Here is a 23,219-nt window from a genome sequence, read left to right as displayed (position 1 = left end):
GAAACATCAATGACCAAAATCGGATTTATCGGACTTGGCAATATGGGCGGGCCAATGGCGGCCAATCTCGCCAAAGCCGGCTTCGAGGTGACGGCGACGGATCTGTCGATCGGCGCCATGGATCGGGCGGAGCAGGCCGGATGCAAACGCGGAGAGACGGTGGCGGCGACCGTCAAGGACGCTGACATTGTGGTCTCCATGCTGCCTGCAGGTGCGCATGTGCGCTCCGTCTACACGGACTCCTATGGGGTGCTGGCCAATGCAAAACCGGGCGCGCTGTTCATTGACAGCTCGACGATTGACGTTGATTCCGCGCGGGCGGTGATTTCCGCGGCGACCGATAAAGGCTTCGCCATGGTCGATGCGCCTGTCTCCGGCGGCGTGGCGGCGGCGAGCGCGGGCACACTGACCTTTATGGTTGGCGGCGAGGCCGACGCCTTTGCGCGCGCCAAACCAGCGCTTGAAAAAATGGGCAAGAACATTTTTCACGCGGGCGCCGCCGGCAACGGGCAAGCGGCGAAAATCTGCAACAACATGCTGCTCGGCATTTCGATGATCGCCACCTGCGAGGCGTTCAACCTTGCGGACAAGCTTGGCCTCGACGCGCAGACCTTTTTTGACATTTCCTCAACCGCCTCGGGGCAGTGCTGGTCAATGACGAGCTATTGTCCGGCGCCCGGACCGGTGCCGAATGCGCCGTCAAACCGCGAGTATCAGCCGGGCTTCGCTGCGGCGATGATGTTAAAGGATATGCGCCTGGCGCAGGAAGCGGCTCATCAGGCGAAAGCCGCGACGCCGCTCGGGGCGCAGTCGGAAGCGCTTTATGCGTTGATGGAATCGGCGGGCAAGGATGATCTCGATTTTTCCGGGATCATGAAGCTCATTCAGGGGGCGCTTTAGAGCCCGCCTCATGCGGGTCCGGGCCCTCGCGGCCCGGCGTCAGGTCCTGAATATATGCGAGGCCCGCTTCGGTTTCTTTTTGCCAGGCGACGCGGGCTTTCTTGATGACCCCTGTCTGATCGAAGTGCAGCACCACTATCGGCGGCAGGGGATGCATGCCTTCAAGATGCACATAGGCGCCGCCGCCGCTGACATTGCGGATGACGCAGCGCACATGCGCTGATTTTGAGACATAGAGCTTGCCGGGCCGGAATACGGCGCCGCGCTCGCTGCGCGACGGCGGTCCGCGCCTTTTGGGGGGCGGAATACCGGCGTCGGTCACGACATGGGCGGCGTTTTTGATTGCCGCCAGGCGCTCCGCGATTCGATTGTTCTTCTTATCCATCAAAGCCGTCTGCTGCTCGAGCCGCCTCTCCCCCGATCAGCGTGTCCTAAATATAGTCATTTCATCGCCCAGCGCTATCGATGCGAAGCATTGTATTGAATTTCTTTTGTGATCCCGTATGGGCTCCGAAATTCCCCAACTGATCGATTTTTCACCGGCGGGGGTGGTTTTTCCCGCCCGACAGTCCCACTTTCCGGCTCGTGCGCAGTCATGATGAACAGGAATTCGCCAGCGAGCCGGCGCCCTTCGGGCGCTCGGTCTCACGCATGTTTGGCGTGCTTTTAAGGCCCGAACTCTCGCGCTGGCGCTTCCGGATATTCCTCGCCTTTGTGCTGACCGTTGCCGCGATGGGGCTGAATGTGGCCTCGCCGGTCTTTATGGGCATGGGGGTGGACGCCATTGTGGCCGGCGACTCCGAACAGGCCGGCGTCTCCTTCGCGCTTTTCTTCATTCTTTTCGCCGCCGCCCGATTCGCCTCCAACGCTCTGCCAGCGCTTCGGGACGGATTTTTTCACCAGTGACCCAGGACGCCCAACGGCTCGTGGCGGTGGACGCCTTTCGCCATGCGCAAAATCTCGACCTGCAATTTCACCTGACGCGCCGGTCTGGCGCGCTGAACCGCATCATCGAACGCGGCGCTGGCGCGATGGAATATTTGCTGCGGTTTCTCGCCTTCAATATCGGGCCGACCTTCGTGCAGTTGGGCTTCGCCGCAATCGTCATGGCGAGCCTTTACGGCGCGCAATTCTCGGTGGCGACGATCATCACCATCGCGATTTATGCGGCCTTCACAATCATCGTCACCGAATGGCGCAACAAGCAGCGCCGGGTCATGAATGAGGCGGACACGCGGTTGCGCGGCATTGCGCTCGACACGCTGTCGAATTTCGAGACCGTGAAAGCGTTTGCGGCGGAGGATCGCGAGGCGGACCGCTATGACGGCGCCATGCGCGACTACAACCAGCACTATGTGAAAATCATGACGTCGCTGTCCTTTTTGAATGCGGGGCAGGAGTTGATCATGGCGGGCGGCCTGCTGGCGGTCGCCTTGATGGCAGGCTATGGCGCCGCTGCGGGAACGCTTCAGGTGGGCGCCGTCCCCGCCGTGATTTTCATGTTGTTCAACCTCTATCGCCCGCTGAACATTCTCGGCTGGGCCTGGCGCGAGATCAAACAGGGCACGGTCGATATTGAAAAACTCTTCGGGCTGATGGACCGGCAACCCGATGTCGCTGATGCGGCGGATGCGATTGCGTACCGGCCGCGCGAAGGCGATATCGAATTTCAGCAGGTTTCCTTCGCCCATGAGGGCCGGGCGAGCGGATTGCGCGACGTGTCGTTTTCGGTTCCGGGCGGCGCCTTTATCGGCGTGGTCGGGCCATCCGGCGCGGGCAAGTCGACAATTTTGAAGCTTCTCTTCCGGTTTTACGATCCGGCGGCGGGGCGTATTCTTGTGGACGGGCAAGACATCAAGTCCCTGTCGCAGCAGTCCTTGCGCACGGCGCTGGGCCTGGTGCCGCAGGAAGTGACGTTGTTCAACGATACGTTGCGGTTCAATCTCGCTTATGCTCGCCTTGACGCCAGCGATGAAGAGATCATGGCGGCGGTGCGCCGGGCGCAACTAGGCGCCTTTATCGAAAGCCTTCCTTTGGGGCTCGACACCAAGGTTGGTGAACGCGGGCTAAAGCTTTCCGGCGGGGAGAAACAGCGGGTCGGCGTCGCGCGCGCGATCCTGCTGGACCCGAAAATACTCATCCTCGATGAAGCCACATCGTCGCTCGATTCAACGACAGAGCGCGAGGTGCAGGCTGCGTTGAAGGAAGCGGCGCGGGGGCGCACCACCATCGCGGTGGCCCACCGTCTTTCGACGATTGCCGGCGCCGACATGATTTTGGTGTTTGATCAGGGCGAAATTGTCGAGCGCGGAACCCATCAGGATCTGATCGCGATGGGCGGGCTTTATGCCTCGCTGTGGCAGCGCCAGACAGGCGGCGAAGAGACGGCGTTGCTGGAAACGGAACCGGTATATTAAGAGGCGGCGCTGACGGCGCCGGTCTGCCTCTCGATCGTCCATTTGGCGAGTATAGCCTCCAGCGCATCCTGCTTCACCGGCTTTGGCAGATAGTCATCCATGCCCGCATCGAGGCAGCGCTGGCGATCTTCGCGCAGCGCATGCGCGGTGACGCCGACGATCGGGATGTGAAAGCCCTCTTTTTCCTGCAAGGTGCGAATATGCCCTGTAGCCTGAGCGCCATCCATTTCAGGCATGGACATATCCATCAGCACGATATCCGGGCGTTCTGCGGCGTGTTGTTCGACCGCGAATTTACCATTCGGCGCGATGGACACGACACAAGACAGTTTCTCAAGCATCGCCCGGATCACCATTTGATTGACGTCATTATCCTCAGCGACCAGTACGCGCAGCGGCTCCCCGGAAGCGGTGAAGCGGCAGGCTTTGACGGCGTTGTCCTCGGGCAGGACTGCGCTTTGCGCGCGCAGTGACGAGACGGCGCTGTCGTTGAACGCTGTCAAAATGGAATCGAGCAACATGGATGAGCGCGCCGGCTTGACCAGATAGGCGGAGAAGAGGTCGCCTGACAATCCGGCCGGGTCGCCCTTGCGGCCCGCTGACGTAAGCAGCACCAGCGGCGTAGAGGCGAGGGCGGCGTCTGCCTTGATCAATCTGGCGAGTTCAATCCCGTCCGCGCCCGGCATTTGGAAATCAAGAACGCCGATCGCGTATGGCGCGCCATTGGCGGCCGCCTTGCGCATGGCGGAAAGCGCCTGGCCTGCATCTTCGGCTAAATCAGAGACCAGCCCCCAGGAGGCGAGTTGTTCTTTCAAGATGGTCCGATTGACTGCGTTGTCATCGACGATGATCGCTTTTTTCCCGTCAAATGACACCGCCGGCGCCGGCTTTGCGCATGGCGCGCTGTCATCGACCGCTAAAGGTATCGAAATCCGGAATGTGGAGCCTTTGCCGGATTGGCTTTTGACGCTGATTGTTCCGCCCATCGCTTCGATCATTTTCTTGCTGATCGCGAGGCCAAGGCCGGCGCCATTATGTTTGCGCGCAGACGAACCGTCGACCTGTTCGAATTCTTCGAAAATCGCCTGCAGCTTGTGGTCGGGAATGCCGCAACCGGTGTCGGTGACAGCGATGTTGACTTCCGCGATCTCGCCGCGTTTTGCGCCGTCCACTTCAACCAGAATATGACCTTCCTCGGTGAATTTCACAGCATTGCCGACGAGGTTTGTAACGACCTGGCGAACCCGGCCCGGATCGCCGATATAGGCGCCGTCGAGGTCCGGGTCGAACCGCAGCAAAAGCTCGAGATTTTTTTCTTCCACCGGAAGCGACAACAGTGCCGCAACATCTTCCACGCATTCGCGCAAGCTGAAGGACTCGCGCACCAGGCGCAATTTCCCGGCCTCGAGGCGGGAGAAGTCGAGAATGTCGTTGATGATTTTCAAAAGCGCATCGCCGGAGCTGACGATGACGCGCGCCATGTCTGACTGGGTGTCATCCAGTTTTGTGTCAAGCAAGAGCGAGGCCATGCCGATCACCCCATTCATCGGCGTTCTGATCTCGTGACTCATATTGGCGAGGAATTCGGATTTCGCCCGGTTCGCAGCCTCAGCTTCGTCTTTTGAGATGCGTAGCTGCTCCGATAAGGCGCGCAATTCATCCTCGCGAATTTGCGCAATCGTGATGTCGCGATAGGTGATGACAAGCCCGCCATTGGGGCGTCGACGCGCGCTTTCTTCGATGATGAGGCCGTCTTTCTGGCGCCGGATGGCGCGGAAATCTTCGCCAGCATCAAGCGCGGCGTTGCATTTTTGCAGATATTCATCGGCGCAGGAGAATTCATACATGCCATGTCGGATGCCGACTTCAAGCAAGGGCTGAATGTGGTTTCCGACCGCCCAGGCCTCGCGCGGCAAGCCTGACATGCGCCATGCTTTTTCGTTCAGCTCGATAATTCGGTTGTCCTCGTCCAGCACAATGACCCCCTGGGCCATGGACTGCAAAACTTCAGTCATGAGCAGTGACTTGGTCGCGATGTCTTCCGTGCGCTGGCGAACGGTTTCCTCGAGATTTAAATTGGCGTTCTCAAGTTTGAGGAGCGCATCGGCGGCGGCGAGCTTGGCTTCCATACGCTCGGAAATGTCGTGCGCGACACCGCGATAGCCACGAAACTCACCGTCTGACCCGAAAACGGGTTTGGCGCTGCGCTCAATCCAGACGCTCTTTCCATTGCTAAAGGTCACACGCGAGGTGAAGGCGTTGATCGGCTCGCGCTTCTCGATGGTTGCTTGCAACTCCGCCCAGGCTTCTTCGTTCACCATATTGCCGGAAAGAGTCATCTTTGTGCCGATAAACTGGCTGTGATCCGCACCGGTGACTTCGGCCGCACGCTCTGAGATGTAAGTGTAACGCAGTTCGGCATCGACTTCCCAACGCCAGTCGCCGGCGGACTCGGCGAAGTCGCGATATCGCGCTTCGCTCTCGCGCAATTTATTCTCGGCGAGGGCCTGCTCGGAAATGTCTTTCGACCAGCCCACATAGCCTTTGAAGCGACCGTCCTCGGAAAATTGCGGCATGCCATGTTCGGCGACCGTGATTACAGAACCGTCCTTGCGAACAACGTCATGACGAATTCCGTCGATCGGCTTACGTTCGTCAAAGAGACGTATAAATTCCGCTTCCGCCTGCTTCGACTTTCCACCGTCGAGGCGGGAAATTCTAAGCGCATCCATGTTGAGCACTCTCTCCGACGAGAGCCCGGACAGGCGATTAAAGTTCGGCGAGATATAGGTGAGTTTGCCCTCGGCATCGATCTCCCAGGCCCAATCCGACGCGGCTTCGATAAAATGCCGGAAGCGCATGGCGGCGCGATCTGCGTGCCTCTCGATGATTTGCTGTTTCACCGAAAGTTCAATCAGCGCTCTGCCGACGCGCAAATTATGGAGATAGGCGATAACCGATGCGATGAGCGTGATGCTGCCGATGATAATGAGATCAGGCTCGCCGGTAGCCAACAGGATCGGCGCAAAAGGCAGGATACAGGCGAAAAGCGGAAAGCTCATCGCGCGCGGCAATGAAGCAAGTCCCATCGACGCCGCGACGCCGCAATAAAGGCACCAAAGCGCCAGCATGATGAGGCCGTCTTTGTCGGCAAATTGCGAAAGGTAGATCGCCAGCAATGGACAAGTCACGCCAAGCCCGGCGGCGATCCGCGGCGTCGCATCAATGCGACGGCGTTTTTCTTCGACGCTCATGGCGTCTATCTTGAGGCCGATCCAGCTGGGCAGACGAAATGCGAGAAAGACGGTGTAAAGGCCGAGCGCTGGTAAAATTATGACTGCTGCATGGTCGAGAAAGCGATAACCGATAAGAGCAGAGCACAATGCAATGCCGATCAATACGCGCGGCAATTGCACTTTCAGTTCGCATAATTGCCGATCAATGACAGCCTCGGATTCGGCGTCAATCGCCGCCTCGGGGGCGTCTGCGGTCTTGTTATTTTGTCCGAACATCCGGGAAAGACTCCAGAAAAGAATGCCCCTGATCATGGAAAATGATGGTTAATTCGCCGTTTACCGGCCATGGGGCAGCGGCGATTATATGATAAAGTGTTCTCCGGGTGCGGATGGTTCACGGAAAAGGTTTTCAAGTTGAAAAGGTCGGTTAATAAATTGCTAGCATTCTGGGCGCCGATGATCGGCGCTGATGCAATGCCGGGCTGAAAGGGGAGTCTGCTGCTCATGATGATGTCGCCGCCATCGGACCGCGAAGAATTCAACGGTTTTCAGGAATTTTACGAGATCCGAGATCGCGCCTTTCCTGCGCGAACGGGAAGAGGCGCGCCAGTCGGCGGTCATGCAGGCCGGACTGGTGGGTATCGCCAGCGCGGTCACAGCGTTCGCCGCATTTCGGTTCGGCCCGTTCGGCGACGGCAACCTTCAACTTGGCGTGGTGCTGGGCATGCTGGGGCTGGCCGCCGCGACATGGCGCATCAACCGGACGAGAAGCGACATCACTCACGGGCTGCTGCAGCGAGTCTGCGGGCGGCTCGGCTTCGCCTATAAGCGCGATATTGACCGGCCGGAATATTTTGCGGAGTTCGACCGTTTGAAACTCATGCCCGGTTTTAACCGGGAAGGCTGGGAGGATGAGGTTCGCGGGGCGCGCGCCGGCGCGGATTTCGTATTTTGCGAGGCGCATCTCAAATACAAATCAAGCGGCAAGAATTCGTCGACCCGCACCGTGTTTCACGGCCAATTGCTGGTCATTGACTATCACAAGAAATTTCTCGGCGAGACCGTGGTTCGCCGCGATGCAGGAATTTTTAACCGGTTCGGAAAGCCGGATGCGCGTTTTCAGCGTATTGGCATCGCATCCCCGAAATTTGAAAAGATCTTCGAAGCCTGGTCAACGGATCAGGTTGAGGCGCGTGACCTGCTTGACCCGTTGGTGCTGGAGCGATTTGAGGAGCTTGACCGGTTGTTTGACGGCGCGAAGCTTCGGGCGGCATTTGCGGGCGGCAGACTTTATCTGGCGCTCGAAACCGGTGACAAGCTGAATATGGGATCGATGTTTGCGCCGCTGGAAGGGCCGCAACGGGTCGAAAACATACTCCATGAGTTCGATCTGATTTTTGACTTGATTGACGTGTTGTTGAAGCGCGTCGACACGCGTCTTGACGGCGCTTTTTCTGTAGACGCGGTGCGCGCTACCGGTTCGTCGTGACCTTTCGGTTTCGCTGATCGGCGAAATTGTACGCTATGATGGCTGGCTCGAACCGGTCGCGGCAGAGGCGGACACGCTTTAATTTTGGGCAACGGGTTCATGCGGCGGGTCAACAATGACAGCGCGGTCCTGGGCGCGCGCATCCGTGACAAGCCGGCGAAAAGTGACAGGGTCCGCCATGGGATGGGTGCGAATATGCCCTTCGCCCGTGCCCGAGACTTCAATGACTCCGAAGCCGAACAGGCGGCCCCAAAAACCTTGATGGAGCTGTATCTGTTCCAGCGTTGAAACGCCGAGTTCCATTGTTTCGCGGCGGAACAGCCCTCTTTTATAGACGATCCGGCGCGACGTAAGCGCTGACTCCGTCGTTGAAAAGTGGATGAGCATCAGCGCCCAGATGAGAATGCCGACCCCGGCAACCCCTAAAAACACCAATGCAGCCCAGGCCGCCAGATGATATGGCCATGGGAAGCGGGCGATCATCAGGACTTCTTCGTCCGCGCCCAAGCTATCCTTCACATATGACATAAACTATCCGGCTTCGGTTGCTGCTAGTGCAAGAACACCGCTGCCGGAATTTGGTTGCTCAAGAACGCGCTGCTACAGGCGATGCGCCCTAAATGCTGTCAGTGCCGAATTTAATGTCTTTTGGCGCGCCGCCGCCGACAGCCTCCTGAACTACGCCGCGGGACCTTGCGGGCCTTCGCCATACTGGTTCGGGCCTTCAGAGACTTTGGTGAAGAAAATAAGCCAGACGATGAGGTTCACGATCGGGATGATGAACAACAGGCACCACCAACCCGATTTTCCGATATCGTGAAATCTTCGGACGCTGACCGCGATGTTGGGTATGAGAAGGCCGATGGCGAGCAGGCCAGCGAGCAATTCGCCAGCGCCGACAATCGAACCCACGATATATGCGGCGATATAGGCGATTACATAGGCGAGCACCCACCACCAATATTCAGAGCGTCCTGAACGCCCCTCGAATTTTGCGTAACTCGCCAAAACGGTCTTAACTGCCTGCTGAATGTCCATCTCAGACTCCCTCCTGAAATTTGAAGCGAGTCTAGCCGGGTTTGTTTTCCGTGCAAGGAGGTTTCAGCGCACTAAAATCAACCGCTCTGCGGCCCGTGTAACCCCCGTATAGAGCCAGCGAGCGCCATGATCGCGGAACATATAGCTCTCATCGAAGAGGACCACATTATCCCATTGGGAGCCTTGCGCCTTATGGACCGTGAGGGCGTAGCCATAGTCGAATTCGTCCGCGCCCTTCTTTTGCGGCCAGGAAACGGACTCAGGCCCCTCCGTAAAGAACTGGCGCGGCACGGAGACATTGACGGATTTCCCGCCTTCTTCGGGGAGAACCGAAAAACGCACGCGCCCGCCGCGCGGGCTCATGCGCTGCCTGACGGTCCAGATGCCGCCATTGAGCAACCCCTTTTTCTTGTTATTCCGCAGGCAGACGAGCTTCTCACCGGCCTCGGGCGAGGAATCTGTAAATCCATGCAGCTCACGCAAGCGGTCATTATAGCGTTTGCGGGTTTTATTGGCGCCGACAAGGATCTGGTCTGACTCCATGATTTCTTCCGTCGTGATCTCGCGGCGCGACACGATACGGCATTCATCCGACTGCTCGTCAAATTCGCCGCCCTCGCGGATCGCCATCGACAGCCGGATGATCGGATTATCGGCCGCCTGGCGGTGGATTTCCGTCAGCATGAAATCCGGTTCGCCCTCGGTGAAAAAACCGCCGCCCTTGACGGGGGGCAACTGCGCCGGGTCGCCAAGCACCAGCACCGGCTTGCCAAAGGTGAGAAGGTCGCGGCCGAGATCTTCATCGACCATGGAGCATTCGTCGATGATGATGAGGTCTGCGTCGGCGGCGGGCGCGTCATGGCGAATGGTGAAGGAGGGTTCGCCTTCTTCCTCCTCAACGCGCGAGGGCCGATAGATCAGCGAGTGGATTGTCGTCGCGCCGACACAGCCCTTCTGGCGCATCACATGGGCGGCTTTGCCGGTGAAGGCGGCGAAGGCGACGTCGCCGCCGGCGTTTTCGGCGATGTGGCGGGCGAGGGTCGTCTTGCCGGCGCCGGCGTAACCGAACAGGCGGAACACCTGTTGCCCGCCGGCCTTGCGCCAGCGCTCGACAGCCATCAGCGCGTCATCTTGTTGGGGAGACCATTTCACTATGCAAGTTCCACCCAAACCGGCACATGATCTGAAGGCTTTTCCTTTTTGTCGCCGGGCGCGCGTTCCTTGCGATCGACGCCGGCGTCCTTGAAGCGGTCAGCCGCCTGCGGGCTCAGGAGAAGATGATCAATGCGGATGCCATTATCCTTCTCCCAGGCGCCGCGCTGATAATCCCAGAAAGTGTAGCGTATGCCGGTCGGGTCCGCCTGTCTCAGCGCGTCAGTCAGGCCGAGATTGAGGATGTCGCGAAACGCCGCGCGTGTTTCGGGAAGGAACAGCGCATCATCGGCCCAGGCTTTGGGATCATGCACGTCTTCTTCCTGTGGAATGACGTTGTAGTCGCCAGTGAGGACAAAGGCTTCTTCATGCTCCAGCAATTTCTGCGCATGTTTTTTCAGCCGCTTCATCCATTTCAGCTTGTAATCATATTTCGGACCGGGCGCCGGATTGCCGTTCGGCAGATACAGCCCGCCAACGCGCACAGGCTCTGCATTGTCGGGCATGATCAGCGCTTCGATATAGCGGGCCTGGTCGTCAACCTTGTCGCCGGGAAGGCCGCGCACCACATCGTCAACGGGATGTTTCGATAGCAGCGCTACGCCATTATAGGTTTTCTGGCCGTGCACTTCGACATTATAGCCGCGATCTTCAAATTCCAGCGCCGGGAACTTCTCATTCACGCATTTGATTTCCTGCAGCACCGCGACGTCGGGTTTTGCAGAATCGAACCAGTCGAGAATTCTGGGCAGGCGCGCATTGATGGAGTTGACGTTGAAACTTGCGATTTTCATGGCTGTCCGGCTTCGGCTTTCTGTTTGACGCGGGCGAGGGCGCCTTTCAGATAGCCGGGCCAGAACATTTTGACAACAAACCACAGGACAGGCTGGGCGAGCGGGCCTGTCGGCGTGAACACATAGGTCCAGTCGATTCGGGTGCGCGCCGCGCCCGATTGGGTGAAATGCCAGTCGGCGCGGGCATGGGCGACCAGCGGCGCGAACGCCCCGGCGAAGTCTGTGAGGCGATAGCCGAATGTCGTTCCTTGCGTGTAGGCGACTAACTCTTCGCATACGGATGAATTATCGGAAAGAGTGTGCCGGCGCGTCTCGCCAATGGCGGACCATGGCGCGTCATGGCCTTCCACATTGACGATGCCGGGCAGGATGCCGTGTTTTCTGATCAGGTCGCGCGCATCGATCGACGTTGCGGCGCGGAAAACATCGCGCGCATGGGCGTTGACGTTTTCCGTCACCGAAATTTGAACCGCCATGAAATGTTTATTCCGTAATAAAGTGCGCGAACGCATCGACGGGCTCGCGCGAGGAGCGCAGTTCATTGACCTTCGCCGATTTGTCGGCATAGCCCAAAGCCATCCCGCAATAAAGCTGTTCTGTCTCCGGCAGGCCGAGAAAGGCGGAAACAGTCTTGGCGCGCGCCGCCCACGCCTCCTGCATGCAGGTCGCGAGGCCCATCTCTTTCGCTGCAAGTGCGAAGCTGGCCATGAACATGCCGAGATGGGCCCATTGACCCTTGTCGAACTGCCGGTCGAGGGAGAAGAAAAGGCCCGCAGGCGCGCCGAAAAATTCGTAATTTCGCAGCAATTGCTGGATCCGCGCCGGCTTGTCGTCGCGCGGAATACCCAGCAATGCGTATAAGGCTTCACCAACCTCATAGCGCCGTGTCCGCCAGGGCTCGCCCAGTTTTTGGGGGTAGATCGCCAGTTCGCTCTCATCGGCGAAGGGATTGTCCCTGATCGCCTGCTGCACGGTGGCGACCAGCCGGTCGCGGCCTGCGCCGGTCACCACATGCACCTTCCATGGCTGCAAATTGCCGCCAGAGGGCGACCATCGGGCGGTGTCGAGCAAATCGCGTATCTGAGATTCGCAGACTGGCGTGTCGAGAAACTGTCTCGTTGAAATGCGGGATTTGATCGCTTCGGTGACGTTCATGGTTTTTCAGCGCTTTTATTCGTTGATGGGCGAACCTAAATATATCCGTATTCGAGACGAGCGTAGGCGCAATTGGCGTGCAGGCAATGACGGTGTGCAGTGGATAAACGTCAGCAATCGAGACTGACCTTGCTTGCGACGCTGTTCATGTTGGCGGCGACGGCGTTTTTGATCGCGCGCAATGAAGAGCTGATCTTCAAGGACAAGGGCGAGCTTTCCGTCACCCGGGACCGCCAGGACGCTGAAGCGCTCATATTCACCTGGCGCAATCAGGTTGAGGCGCCGATGGCGCGCCGTTTTGAAGAGGCTTACCGGGAATGGAAAGGCAAGGGGACGCGCATCATCATCGATCTTCACTCGCCCGGCGGCTCAATCGCCGAGGGCGAACAGGTGATCCGGATAATCGACCGGATGAAGCGCACGCATATTGTCGAAACGCGCGTGCGGTCGCGCCGCGCTTGCTATTCCATGTGCGTGCCGATCTATCTGCAAGGCGAGACGCGATATGCGGCGGCGAATGCGCGGTTTATGTTTCATGAACCGACAGCCTATGATTTCTACACCGGTGAGGAAGTCGACCAGCCGCAATTCGAACGCGACTTCACCAGCCGCCGGTTTTTCGACCGCTATTTCGTCAACTCGCCCATGGATGCGACATGGCGAGAGGGGCTTGCGCGCGAATGGAAGGGCAAGGATTTGTTCTATAGCGCGCAGCAATTGGTCGATCAGGATTCCAATATCGTGACGGTGTTGGAGTAGCTGTCAAATTTGCAACGAGCCTTCATCCTGAGGAGAAAAATTTCCTTCGTCCATCGAGACACGGCCGCTTCGCGTCCGCCCTCAGGATGAAGGAAATTTTGCGTCTCGAAGGACGAAGGCGTGATCGCCGCTAGAACATTGTATTTTCATTCGCCGAGGTTTCCGGCACCGGCTGCACGACGTCCCAGTGCTCGACGAACTTGCCGTCTTCCATGCGCAGGATGTCGACCACTGCGAGGCCGAGCAGATCCGGCGTTGGCTTGTTATTGTAATGGATCCAGACGAGATCGCCTTCGGCGGCGACGCGCTTCACATCAATGGCGAGATCGGGGTTGGCTTCAAAGAACGGCGTCATGAAGGAGAACAAGGCTTCGGCGCCGTCAGGTGCATGGGGGTTATGCTGAATATAGGTTTCGCCCCAGCACTCGGCGCGCGATTTTTCGATGTCTTTTTTGTTGAAGAGTAGGTCCATGCAGTAAAGCGCCTTCTCCTTGTTGGCGGCTTCAAGCGCCGCCTGCGCGTCGCCGCCGTCCTTGTCCGCCGCCGTGCAGGCCGCCACGACCATGCTCGCTGTCAGCGCCGCAACGCCAGTCATCAAAATGTTCCGCATGTGCTTCCTCCCGTTTGTTTGTAGGGGGAAGATAGCGGGGAATGATACGTGCGGCCAGAAAGGGAAAAGAGTCTAAACCGGGCTCAAAGCGAAAAACTCGTACCGCAGCCGCAGGCCGCCGTCGCATTCGGGTTTTCGATCTTGAACGCCGCGCCGATGAGTTCGTCGGAAAAGTCGATCACAGAGCCCGCCATATAGTCGACCGACACGGAATCGACGAGCACGGAATGTCCGTTTGCGTCGAGCACGAGGTCGTCATCCTCGCGCGCCGTCACGATGTCGAATTTATACTGAAAGCCAGAACAGCCGCCGCCCTCGACCGCGACGCGCAGCATGGCGCCGGCGGGCTCCTTGGCGAGGATCGCGGCGATGCGCTTGGCGGCGCGGGGGGAAACAGAGACGGGTGTGGTGGTTTCGACGGTCATGGGGCTCACTTTACGCTTCGTGTGAAGATAGGGGGTTAATGGACGGATTTCGAGGGCTGGCGTGCTTTTCTTCCCCCGTTTACGGGGGAAGTGGCCGCGAAGCGGTCGATGGGGGTGATCTGGCGGAAACCCCCTCCGTCACAGCGGCGCGCGCCGCTGTGACACCTCCCCGCAGGCGGGGGAGGAAAGGCGCTTCTAAGTGGTCAGCGGGCGAAATCCTCCGGAATTGCCTATATTGATCCAAGCAATGTTAACGGAATCGGCAGACAAGACCCTATAGCCCGCAGGCGGCAGCGGAGCGCTTAAATGAAATTACAGGGCCAAGTGACTGAAAATATGCCGAAATCGGCGTTTGAAGACGCATCTGCGCTCGCGACAGCGCCTATCGGATTTCCCGCGCCGCTCGCGCCCTATGCCGCGCGTGCGCAGGAGACCCGCGGGCGCCTGCATCCCGAGGCGGAAAGCCGGGGCCGCACGCCGTTCCAGCGCGACCGCGACCGAGTGATCCATGCGGTCGCCTTCCGCCGACTGATGCACAAAACCCAGGTTTTCATCTCCCATGAGGGGGACCATTACCGCACGCGGCTAACCCATTCCCTTGAGGTCGCCCAGATCGCCAGAACGCTCGCCCGGTCATTGCAGCTCGACGAAGACCTCGCAGAGACCCTCGCGCTCGCCCATGATCTCGGCCATCCGCCTTTCGGCCATACGGGCGAGGACGTGCTGGTTGAGTGCATGGCGCCCTATGACGGGTTTGATCACAACGCCCAGACCCTGCGGCTGCTGACCAAACTCGAGCGCCGCCATGCCGGGTTTGAGGGGCTGAACCTCACCTGGGAGTCGCTCGAAGGGGTAGTCAAACATAACGGCCCGCTCACCGGGGCGCTGGCGCGCAAGCAGGAACCGCTGCCCGCCGCCATCGTCGAATATGCGGCGACCCATGATCTCTGGCTCGACACCTATCCCTCGCTGGAGGCGCAAGTCGCGGGCATCGCCGACGACATCGCCTATAATAATCACGATGTGGATGACGGGCTGCGCGCCGGGTTGTTCAGTTTCGCCGAGGCGCGGGAATTGCCGCTGGTCGGTCCGGCGATCCGCTCGGCGGAAGAGCGCTTTGCCGATGCGCCGCGCGACATCCTGATCGCCGAGGCGGTCTCCGATCTGATCGGCGCTATGGTGGAAGACGTGCTCGCGGAAACCCGCAAACGGCTGATCGCGGTCAACCCGAAGGACGCCGACGCGGTGCGCCGCGCGCCGGCGGCCCTATGCGCCTTTTCCCCAGGGATGGAGGCGGATCTGGAAGGATTGCGCGCCTTCCTGCATCAAAACATGTACCGGCATTTCAAGGTCAATCGCGCCCGCAGCCGGGCGAAGCGAGATCATTAAATCTTTGTTTGAGTTGTTTTTTACCGAGCCCGAAACATTGCCGCCGGAATGGCGCGAGCGATATGAGAGTGGCGGCGAGGCGCGACGGGCGCGGGCGGTCTGCGATTATATCGCGGGGATGACGGACCGATATGCGGCTCGGGAGTACCGGCGCCTTTTTAGCGTCGAATTTGACGGCTAGCGCTCTGTCTTCGCGTCTTCCGGTGTTAGAATAGCGCGGAATGGCGATTCGGCGTTTCGTAAGGCGTTGGGTTGGAATGACAATTTAAGACCAGCGAAGCGCGGCGATGATGCGCTTCCTTCAGCCCGGTTCCGGGCGGTCTTGGGGAGAATATCGGGCGCGAAATTTCAGCGCTTTCGAAGGAGCGGTTTTAGACATGGCGAACGCAGCACACGAAGAAGGCTACGAGGAAGAGTACCAGGAGTACGACGAGTTCGACGATGAAGAAGATGATCGCGGACTATCGGGCTTCGCCGTCCTGATCATGGGCATCGTCATGATCGGCGCATTCGTGTCGGTCGTGTGGATCGCTTACAAGCAAGGCATGAAAGTCGGCCGTGACGGCGGCGCGATTGAAACGCCTTATGTCGCCGCCGACCCCGAGCCGATCAAGATCGAGACCGCCGAAGACGGCACGCCGACGGTTGAGCGCGAAGTCTATGATGCGCTGGGCGGCGACGCTGATCCCGTGACGACGCTCGCCGAAGGGCCGGAAGAGCCGGTTGACCGCAATGTGGAAGACGCTATCGGCGCCTTGAGCGCAGAGGCCGAGACCGCCGCTGCGGACATGACGGATGAAGTGGAGGACCGGCTGGCGGATCTGGCGGCGCAAGACGCTGCGGTGCTTGATGACGCGCCGACCGTTGAAGAGCCTGTCGATACGGCGCCGCCGACTGTCAGCGTAACGCCGACCCGCAGCTCGCCCTCAAGCACAAGTCCGGTGCGCGCCGGTTCGGGCACCCATGTGGTGCAGGTTGGCGCTTTCCGTTCGAATGACGAAGCCATGGGGCAGTGGGGCCGCATGCAGACCAAGCTTGGCGACTATGTCGACGGCAAGGGCCCGGATGTGGAAGTGGCCGATCTTGGTGATCGCGGCGTCTATTACCGCCTTCGCGTCGGTCCGTTTTCTTCATCCGATGAAGCCAAGACCTATTGTGTCGGCTTGAAAGAGCGCGGACAGGACTGTCTGGTAAAAGCGCTTTAAGCGCGCAGAATAAGGGCGAAGTTGAGTTATGCCCACAGCTGCGATCTTTGATTGCGAAGGCCCGCGCCTCTCAGCAGAGGAGCGGGCTTTCTTTAAGGATGTCGATCCCTGGGGATTCATCCTGTTCGCCCGTCATTGTGAAAACGCCGATCAGATACGCGCCCATTGCGATGAATTGCGCGACTGCGTCGGCCGTGAAGATGCGCCGATCCTGATCGACCAGGAGGGCGGGCGCGTCGCGCGGATGAAGCCGCCGGCATTTCCCGCCCATCCGGCCCCGGCGGTTTTCGGCGAACTCTGGAAGCTTGATCCGAAAAAAGCCGGTGAGGCGGCGCGGCTCAATGGTTATCTGCTTGGCCGGCTGGTTTCAGATCTTGGAGTCACGGTGAATTGCGTGCCGATGCTCGACGTGCCGCAAATGGACGCCGATCCTGTGGTCATCGGTGACAGGGCGCTCGCGAAACATGCGTCGACCATCACCTTGCTCGCCACGCAGATGGCGGAAGGGTTGATAGAGGGCGGGGCGCTGCCGGTGATCAAGCATCTGCCCGGTCATGGCCGCTCCCTTTGCGATTCTCATCATGATTTGCCGCGTGTCTGCGCAAAGCAGCGCGATTTGAAATATTGCGACTTCCTGCCGTTCAAAGCGCTGCGCGATACGAAGATGGGCATGACCGCGCATATTGTTTACGAAGCCTATGATGCGGAACGCCCTGCGACTTTGTCGCCTATCATTGTTGAAAATGTCATCCGCGGCGAAATCGGATTTGAGGGTCTGCTGTTTACGGATGATCTGAAAATGAAGGCGCTGGGCGGCGCCATCGCGGAGCGGATTTCAGGCGCTTATGATGCGGGTTGTGACATCGCGCTCGCTTGTAATTTCTCGCTCGCGGAAAAGAAAGAAAGCGCTGGCGCGTTGTGCGAACTCACGGGCGAATCGGCGCGCCGGGCCGGGGCGGCGCTGGCGGAATTGAAGTCGCCGGAGCGGAGCGATACAAGCGCTGACTATGAGCGTCTCAACGCGCTGATAAAGCCGGCGCTTGCTTAATTTTCAACAGGGCGGCAAAGCCGATAGGATGCGGCCAGAATCGGCCCTAAACTGACTTGATGGCGGATGGTGAACATAATCCCATGGCGGCGGCCCAGATGGCCGCTCACATGACGGCCCCGATAGCATCGGAAAATGGGCCCGAGGCGGAAGCAATTGATGCTTTCGATGCGCCGGTGCGCGCGGAAACGGGCGACGAGGCGGTCGATGCGCTTGTCGTGAATATTGAGGGCTATGAAGGCCCGCTCGATGTTCTGCTCGATCTCGCACGCCACCAGAAAGTCGATATCCGCAAGATATCCATGGTCGCGCTGGTCGATCAGTATTTGCTGTTTGTCGAGGCCGCGAAGGCGCGCAATCTTGAGCTAGCCGCCGACTATCTCGTTATGGCGTCCTGGCTGGCTTATCTCAAATCCAAGATGCTGTTGCCTGCGGCGGAAGATCAGGGCGACGAGCCGACTGCTGACGAGATGGCGGCGCGGCTCGCCTTCCAGCTCCAGCGGCTCGAAGCGATGCGCAAGGCGGTGGAGGATCTGCAAGCCCTGCCGCAGCAAGGCTGGGACTTTTTCCCGCGCGGCGCGCCGGAAGGCGTGCGCGTCACCCATAAGCCGGACTGGCAGGCGGACCTGCTCGATCTTCTCAAGGCATATGCCGTGCAGCGTGTCGCAGCGGTGGATCGCGAATATCATATTGAACCGCCGGCGGTGTATTCCATTGAGGCCGCGCGGAACCGCTTGCAACGTATTCTCGGCGCCATCCCGCAATGGACGGACCTCCGTTCACTGACGAAAACCTACGATGTCGATGCGCCGCCGGTTTCGATTCTGGCGAGTTCATTCAATGCGGCGCTGGAATTTGCAAAGGCCGGACGTATTGATCTGCGTCAGGTCAGCGCTTTTGAGCCGATTTACATTAAAGCCCGCGCTGAGGGCGAAGAAGCAGACAACACCGAACAGGATAACGCCATGCCCGAAGGCGCTGAAGATGGCGCGGTTGCGGCGGGCGATGAAGGAGAAGCGTCATGACGCTCGAAGACGCAGGACGCAATTTCAAAGGGCTCGACGCCCGTGAAGCGCAAGAAGCGCTGGCAGAGGAAATGGCGGAAGAGGCGATGCATGAGGAAGACGAGGCCGAAGCCGTGACCGACGAAGCAGAAGAGACGGATGCAGAAGCGGTAGACGCCGGCGATGACGGCGAGGAAACTGCGGCTGAATCAGACGCAGAGTCCGTTGAAGGCGATGCCGCCGCCGAACCAGAAGCCGCGCAAGCTGAACAGGCGCCGGTGGAGTGGAGCGAAGAGGAGCTGGCCGAACATAAATGCATGGTCGAGGCCCTGTTGTTCGCCGCCGCCGAGCCGCTTGATGAAAAAAGCATCGCCGACCGCCTGCCGGCCGGGGCGGCGATTTCTGAGCTGATCACGCGCATCGCCGCCGACTATGAAGGGCGCGGCATCGAGCTGAAGCGGATCGAGTCCAAATGGCGCTTCGTGACCGCGTCGGGCGTGGCGCATGTCCTGCACAAGGAAAAGACGACCCAGCGCAAACTATCGCGCGCGGCGCTCGAGACCCTTGCGATCATCGCCTATCACCAGCCTTGCACCCGCGCCGATATCGAAGATGTGCGCGGCGTTCAGGTCGCCAAGGGCTCGCTAGACCAGCTTTTGGAAATTGGCTGGGTGAAAATGCGCGGCAAGCGCCGCGATGCGCCGGGCCGGCCGACGCTCTATGGCACGACCGAGGGTTTTCTCGAGCATTTCGGGCTGGAGAGCATTCAGGACCTCCCCGGACTGGCGGATTTGAAGGCTGCGGGCCTTCTGGATGCGCGCCTGCCGCCCGGCTTTTCGGTCCCGTCGCCCGCTGACAGTGACGATGAGGACATCGAAGATGACGAGGAATCCGGCGAATTTGCGCAGGATTTCCTTGATGAAGGCGAGGACGAGGCGGCTGATGCCTGACAAGGCGCATAAAATGCACCGTTCTTTCGCATTTGCGTCCTAACCTCTGTCGCATTACCTATAGACCGCAATTCAAGTTGAGAGGCGCATCATGGGCGCAATCGGACCCTGGCAGATCGTCATAATCCTCGTCCTGGCGTTGTTGCTGTTTGGCGGCGGCGGCAAGATATCCGCGATTATGGGCGACTTCGCCAAAGGCATTAAATCCTTCCGCAAAGGCCTGCAGGAAGAGGATAAATCCCTCGATGACCGGGGCGACGCGGCGATGGACGTGACGCCAGTCGAGGAAAAGGACAAGGCGTAAGCCTTGGGCCGCGAAGGCCGGACTTGCTGAAGCAAGTCGGATTGGTATTGGGCCGACATGAACCTCCTGCCGCAATTCGGGTTTTTCGAGCTGGTGCTCGTCGCTATCGTGGCGTTGATCGTCGTTGGCCCGAAGGATCTTCCAAAACTTATGCGTTCCGCCGGCCGGATGGTGGCGAAGGCGCGCAGCCTTGCGGGCGAGTTCACCGCCGCTTTCGACCAGATGGCGCGCGAGGCGGAGATGGAAGATCTCCGCAAGGAAATTGACGATCTGAAAAAGAACAATCCGGTCGCCGACGCCAAGCGCGCCCTGGAAGAGACCATGGCGCCGATCGACAAGGAATTGCGCGACGAAGCGCGAGAGCTCAACAAAGCCGTGACGGAGACGGCGAAAACCGAGGCCGATCCAGACCAGCCTGCACAACAGGGCGAAACCGGCCAGGGCGAAGCGGCGAAGTCATGAGCGCGCAGCCGGACAAGGACAAAATCTCCGAAGAGGAGGAGCTCAAGGCGTCATCGGCGCCCTTGCTCGATCATCTGGTTGAGTTGCGGTCGCGTCTGATTGTTTCGGTCGCCGCCTTCGGCGTCGCCTTTGCCCTGTGTTTTGCGTTTTCGGTGCCGCTTTACGATTTCCTCGTCATCCCGTTTGAGCGCGCGGTGACCGCCGCCGGCGCGGAACCGAAACTCTATTTCGCGCCGCTGGAGTTTTTCTTCACACGGGTTCGGCTCGCAGCATTGGGCGGGATTGCGCTCGCCTTTCCGGTAATGGCTTATGAGCTCTACAAATTCGTCGCGCCGGGCCTGTATCGGCGCGAGCGCGCGGCGGCCCTGCCGTTTCTGGCGGCGATGCCGGTGTTGTTCACGGCGGGTGCGGCGCTGGTTTATTTTGTGCTGATGCCCTTCGTCATGCGCTTTGCGGTCGGCATGGAGCAGGCCCCGGCGCAGACCGGCGGCGTCGCCATCGAATTGCTGACCCGGGTGGGCGACTATCTCTCCTTGATGACCACCTTGATCATGGCGTTCGGCTTCGCCTTCCAATTGCCGGTGTTTTTGACCTTGCTGGCGCGGGCCGGGCTGATCAATTCAGCCTTTCTGGTCCGCAACCGGCGGGTGGCGATCGTCGTGATCTTTGTGCTCGCGGCGTTCCTGACCCCGCCGGACCCGTTCAGCCAGCTCGTTCTCGGGGCCTGCATTATCGGGCTCTATGAGCTTTCCGTCCTGTCCGTTCGCCTTGCCGAGAAAAAGGTGAAAGAGCAAATGGAAGAGGCCGAGGAGGCTTCGGTCTAAGTCAGGCTGGACCGTTTGGCGCGGGCAGGCTAAACCGCGCCCCATGTTTGACATCAGATTTATCCGCGAAAATCCGGACGCTTTCGACGCCGGTCTGGCGCGCCGGGGCCTTTCCCCCCGCGCCGGGGAGATCCTTGCGCTGGACGAGGACGCCCGCAAATTCACCCATGCGCTGAACGAGATGCAGGAAAAGCGCAATGCGTCTTCCAAGCTGATCGGTCAGGCCAAGGCCAAGGGCGACGAAGCGGAATTCAATCGTCTTCGCGAGGAAGTCGAGACCATCAAGGCGCAAATGCCGGTGGCGGAAGCCGAGCAGAAGAAATACGCAGATCAGATCCGCGACATTCTTTCCGCGCTTCCGAATTTGCCCGCCGATGATGTGCCCGAAGGCGCCGACGAAAAGGCCAATGTTGAGTTGCGCAAAATCGGCGAGCCGAAGCGCCTCAACAATGCAAAAGAGCATTTCGATATTGGCGAAGCTCTGGGGCAGATGGATTTCGAGACTGCTGCGAAAATGTCGGGCTCGCGCTTTGTCCTGCTTAAAGGCCAGCTCGCGCGGCTCGAACGCGCCATCGCGTCTTTCATGCTCGACCTGCATACCGGCGAGTTCGGCTACACCGAATGCGCGCCGCCGCTGCTCGTCAAGGACGAAGCGCTTTACGGCACGGGGCAGTTGCCGAAATTCGCGGAAGATTTGTTCAAAACAACGGGCGAGCACTGGCTTATTCCCACCGCTGAAGTTTCGCTGACCAATTTGGTTTCCGGCGAAATTTTGAGCGAAGAAGAACTGCCAATGCGGTTGACCGCCTGGACGCCGTGCTTCCGCTCTGAAGCGGGCTCGGCCGGTCGCGATACGCGCGGCATGATCCGTCTGCATCAATTCTCGAAGGTCGAACTGGTTTCGATCACCACGCCGGAGCAGTCGCAAGACGAGCATGAGCGCATGGTCTCCTGCGCTGAGGAAGTCTTGAAGCGCCTTGAATTGCCTTTCCGCACCATGGTTTTGTCCACCGGCGATATGGGTTTCAGCGCGACCAAGACCTATGACATCGAAGTCTGGCTGCCGGGGCAGGGCGAGTATCGCGAGATTTCTTCCTGCTCGAATTGCGGCGACTTCCAGGCGCGGCGCATGAATGCGCGCTATCGCGCCGCCGCTGAGAAGAAAAAGATCAATCCTGTCCATACGCTCAACGGTTCCGGCCTGGCGGTGGGGCGCACGCTGGTGGCGGTGCTTGAAAACTATCAGCAGGCGGATGGCTCCGTCGCGATTCCGGATGTGCTGAAACCCTATATGGGCGGCGCGGAAAAAATCGAGGCGCTCAAATAAAGCTCCCAGAGATAAAGTTCCTCAAAGAGCATCCCGTAGTTCGTCTGATGCTCGACAGGGCGCGGTCAGAACTTGGCGCGCTGATCGCCTTTGCCGTCGCTGCGACAGGACTGCTCAGTTTCGCCGCTATTGCAGACGAAACCACCGAAGGCGAAACGCATTCATTCGACGAGAACATTCTACTCGCCTTGCGCTCGCCGCTCGACCGGTCCGATCCGATCGGTCCGGCCTGGCTCGATCTGGCGGTGAGCGACATCACCAGCCTGGGCGGTTTTGTCGTGCTGACGCTGCTGGTGCTCAGCGTCGTTATCTATCTTCTCATTCAGGGCAAATGGAAAAACGCGCTCGTCATTGCGGGCGCATCAGCGAGCGGCATTGTCTTGAGCGAAGGGTTGAAGGTCGGTTTTGGCCGTCCGCGCCCCGATCTGGTGCCGCAGCTTGCGGAAGTGCACTCACTCAGCTTTCCCAGCGGTCACGCCATGCTGTCGGCGGTGATCTATCTGACCCTTGGCGCGCTGCTGGCGCGGTTTCACAAACGCAAGCGCGAACGCGCGTTGATCATGCTCTATGCGGTGCTGGTCACCATGCTGGTGGGCGCGAGCCGGGTTTATCTCGGCGTGCACTGGCCGACCGATGTGCTGGCGGGCTGGGCGTTGGGCGCGGCATGGGCGGCGCTATGGTGGCTTTTCGCTTGGGCGTTTCTGCGCGATAAGCAGGAAACCTGAAACTGG

24 protein-coding genes and 1 pseudogene are annotated in these 23,219 nt (G+C 59.5%); 15 read left to right on the top strand and 10 right to left on the bottom strand.

Going from position 1 to position 23,219, the window contains the following annotated elements; translation table 11 throughout:
• The first annotated feature begins 9 nt into the window (after window positions 1-9).
• Window positions 10-900, top strand: a complete 891-nt coding sequence (gene mmsB / locus AC0L8G_RS16180; RefSeq protein ID WP_473385198.1) for a 3-hydroxyisobutyrate dehydrogenase — start codon at window positions 10-12, stop codon at window positions 898-900.
• Here mmsB and AC0L8G_RS16175 read toward each other — a convergent pair.
• Window positions 881-1,285, bottom strand: coding sequence for a PilZ domain-containing protein (locus tag AC0L8G_RS16175; RefSeq protein ID WP_473385197.1), 405 nt, complete (start codon window positions 1,283-1,285; stop codon window positions 881-883). The genes mmsB and AC0L8G_RS16175 overlap by 20 nt on opposite strands.
• Window positions 1,286-1,485: 200 nt before the next feature.
• Between AC0L8G_RS16175 and AC0L8G_RS16170 the strand changes: the two genes are divergently transcribed.
• Together AC0L8G_RS16170 and AC0L8G_RS16165 are read left to right on the top strand one after the other, a co-directional pair.
• A complete protein-coding gene (locus AC0L8G_RS16170; protein ID WP_473385196.1) occupies window positions 1,486-1,806 on the top strand; it encodes a hypothetical protein in 321 nt (106 codons plus the stop codon).
• The gene (locus tag AC0L8G_RS16165) at window positions 1,803-3,317 is read left to right on the top strand and encodes an ABCB family ABC transporter ATP-binding protein/permease (RefSeq protein ID WP_473385195.1); all 1,515 of its coding nucleotides are present in this window, start codon (window positions 1,803-1,805) and stop codon (window positions 3,315-3,317) included. The genes AC0L8G_RS16170 and AC0L8G_RS16165 overlap by 4 nt, the downstream gene beginning before the upstream one ends.
• Here the strand turns inward: AC0L8G_RS16165 and AC0L8G_RS16160 are convergent.
• A complete protein-coding gene (locus tag AC0L8G_RS16160; RefSeq protein WP_473385194.1) occupies window positions 3,314-6,829 on the bottom strand; it encodes a response regulator in 3,516 nt (1,171 codons plus the stop codon). The genes AC0L8G_RS16165 and AC0L8G_RS16160 overlap by 4 nt on opposite strands.
• A gap of 343 nt (window positions 6,830-7,172) precedes the next feature.
• Between AC0L8G_RS16160 and AC0L8G_RS16155 the strand changes: the two genes are divergently transcribed.
• Window positions 7,173-8,042: a DUF3137 domain-containing protein gene (locus tag AC0L8G_RS16155; RefSeq protein ID WP_473385193.1), complete on the top strand. Its 870-nt coding sequence runs from the start codon at window positions 7,173-7,175 to the stop codon at window positions 8,040-8,042.
• Window positions 8,043-8,120: 78 nt separating this feature from the next.
• On the opposite strand, the gene AC0L8G_RS16150 is transcribed toward AC0L8G_RS16155, so the two are convergent.
• The 6 genes from AC0L8G_RS16150 to AC0L8G_RS16125 all read right to left on the bottom strand — a co-directional run bounded on the left by AC0L8G_RS16150 (window position 8,121) and on the right by AC0L8G_RS16125 (window position 12,181).
• Window positions 8,121-8,549, bottom strand: coding sequence for a PH domain-containing protein (locus AC0L8G_RS16150; RefSeq protein ID WP_473385192.1), 429 nt, complete (start codon window positions 8,547-8,549; stop codon window positions 8,121-8,123).
• A gap of 171 nt (window positions 8,550-8,720) precedes the next feature.
• Window positions 8,721-9,080: a DUF805 domain-containing protein gene (locus tag AC0L8G_RS16145; protein WP_473385191.1), complete on the bottom strand. Its 360-nt coding sequence runs from the start codon at window positions 9,078-9,080 to the stop codon at window positions 8,721-8,723.
• A 63-nt stretch (window positions 9,081-9,143) separates the two neighbouring features.
• Window positions 9,144-10,232, bottom strand: coding sequence for an ATP-dependent DNA helicase (locus AC0L8G_RS16140; protein ID WP_473385190.1), 1,089 nt, complete (start codon window positions 10,230-10,232; stop codon window positions 9,144-9,146).
• On the bottom strand, window positions 10,232-11,026 hold the full coding sequence (gene xth / locus AC0L8G_RS16135) for an exodeoxyribonuclease III (protein WP_473385189.1): 795 nt from the start codon (window positions 11,024-11,026) through the stop codon (window positions 10,232-10,234). Before xth ends, AC0L8G_RS16140 begins: the two co-directional genes overlap by 1 nt.
• Window positions 11,023-11,502 (bottom strand): SRPBCC family protein, encoded by a 480-nt coding sequence (locus tag AC0L8G_RS16130; protein WP_473385188.1) that lies wholly within the window; start codon window positions 11,500-11,502, stop codon window positions 11,023-11,025. The genes xth and AC0L8G_RS16130 overlap by 4 nt, the downstream gene beginning before the upstream one ends.
• 7 nt (window positions 11,503-11,509) lie before the next feature.
• Window positions 11,510-12,181, bottom strand: a complete 672-nt coding sequence (locus tag AC0L8G_RS16125; protein ID WP_473385187.1) for a nitroreductase — start codon at window positions 12,179-12,181, stop codon at window positions 11,510-11,512.
• Between the two features lie 99 nt (window positions 12,182-12,280).
• Here AC0L8G_RS16125 and AC0L8G_RS16120 point away from each other — a divergent pair, with 99 nt between their 5' ends.
• Complete coding sequence (locus tag AC0L8G_RS16120) at window positions 12,281-12,940, top strand: ATP-dependent Clp protease proteolytic subunit (RefSeq protein WP_473385186.1); 660 nt, start codon at window positions 12,281-12,283, stop codon at window positions 12,938-12,940.
• Between the two features lie 130 nt (window positions 12,941-13,070).
• Here the strand turns inward: AC0L8G_RS16120 and AC0L8G_RS16115 are convergent, their stop codons facing one another.
• Window positions 13,071-13,550: a nuclear transport factor 2 family protein gene (locus AC0L8G_RS16115; protein ID WP_473385185.1), complete on the bottom strand. Its 480-nt coding sequence runs from the start codon at window positions 13,548-13,550 to the stop codon at window positions 13,071-13,073.
• Between the two features lie 83 nt (window positions 13,551-13,633).
• Complete coding sequence (gene erpA, locus AC0L8G_RS16110) at window positions 13,634-13,975, bottom strand: iron-sulfur cluster insertion protein ErpA (protein WP_473385184.1); 342 nt, start codon at window positions 13,973-13,975, stop codon at window positions 13,634-13,636.
• Between the two features lie 336 nt (window positions 13,976-14,311).
• Between erpA and AC0L8G_RS16105 the strand changes: the two are divergent.
• From AC0L8G_RS16105 to AC0L8G_RS16060, 10 genes and pseudogenes are all read left to right on the top strand, one after another.
• Window positions 14,312-15,545 (top strand): annotated as a pseudogene (locus AC0L8G_RS16105) (deoxyguanosinetriphosphate triphosphohydrolase).
• 196 nt (window positions 15,546-15,741) lie between these two features.
• Window positions 15,742-16,569 carry an SPOR domain-containing protein gene (locus AC0L8G_RS16100; protein ID WP_473385183.1) on the top strand — a complete coding sequence of 276 codons (828 nt, stop codon included), beginning with the start codon at window positions 15,742-15,744 and terminating at the stop codon, window positions 16,567-16,569.
• Window positions 16,570-16,597: 28 nt separating this feature from the next.
• A complete protein-coding gene (gene nagZ / locus AC0L8G_RS16095; protein ID WP_473385182.1) occupies window positions 16,598-17,617 on the top strand; it encodes a beta-N-acetylhexosaminidase in 1,020 nt (339 codons plus the stop codon).
• Between the two features lie 110 nt (window positions 17,618-17,727).
• Window positions 17,728-18,642, top strand: a complete 915-nt coding sequence (locus AC0L8G_RS16090; RefSeq protein ID WP_473385181.1) for a segregation and condensation protein A — start codon at window positions 17,728-17,730, stop codon at window positions 18,640-18,642.
• Window positions 18,639-19,571 carry an SMC-Scp complex subunit ScpB gene (scpB, locus tag AC0L8G_RS16085; RefSeq protein WP_473385180.1) on the top strand — a complete coding sequence of 311 codons (933 nt, stop codon included), beginning with the start codon at window positions 18,639-18,641 and terminating at the stop codon, window positions 19,569-19,571. The genes AC0L8G_RS16090 and scpB overlap by 4 nt, the downstream gene beginning before the upstream one ends.
• Before the next feature lie 91 nt (window positions 19,572-19,662).
• A complete protein-coding gene (gene tatA, locus AC0L8G_RS16080) occupies window positions 19,663-19,875 on the top strand; it encodes a twin-arginine translocase TatA/TatE family subunit (RefSeq protein ID WP_473385179.1) in 213 nt (70 codons plus the stop codon).
• Between the two features lie 57 nt (window positions 19,876-19,932).
• The gene (gene tatB, locus AC0L8G_RS16075; protein WP_473385178.1) at window positions 19,933-20,337 is read left to right on the top strand and encodes a Sec-independent protein translocase protein TatB; all 405 of its coding nucleotides are present in this window, start codon (window positions 19,933-19,935) and stop codon (window positions 20,335-20,337) included.
• A complete protein-coding gene (tatC, locus tag AC0L8G_RS16070; RefSeq protein WP_473385177.1) occupies window positions 20,334-21,161 on the top strand; it encodes a twin-arginine translocase subunit TatC in 828 nt (275 codons plus the stop codon). The genes tatB and tatC overlap by 4 nt, the downstream gene beginning before the upstream one ends.
• A gap of 43 nt (window positions 21,162-21,204) precedes the next feature.
• Window positions 21,205-22,488, top strand: coding sequence for a serine--tRNA ligase (gene serS, locus AC0L8G_RS16065; RefSeq protein WP_473385176.1), 1,284 nt, complete (start codon window positions 21,205-21,207; stop codon window positions 22,486-22,488).
• Window positions 22,489-22,535: 47 nt separating this feature from the next.
• Window positions 22,536-23,213, top strand: a complete 678-nt coding sequence (locus AC0L8G_RS16060; RefSeq protein WP_473385175.1) for a phosphatase PAP2 family protein — start codon at window positions 22,536-22,538, stop codon at window positions 23,211-23,213.
• Window positions 23,214-23,219 lie beyond the last annotated feature (6 nt).

The sequence above is a fragment of the Hyphococcus sp. D3-15 genome (assembly GCF_055809375.1).
The sequence above is the reverse complement of the archived record's forward strand: the minus strand, read 5'-3'. Positions and strand labels throughout refer to the sequence as shown.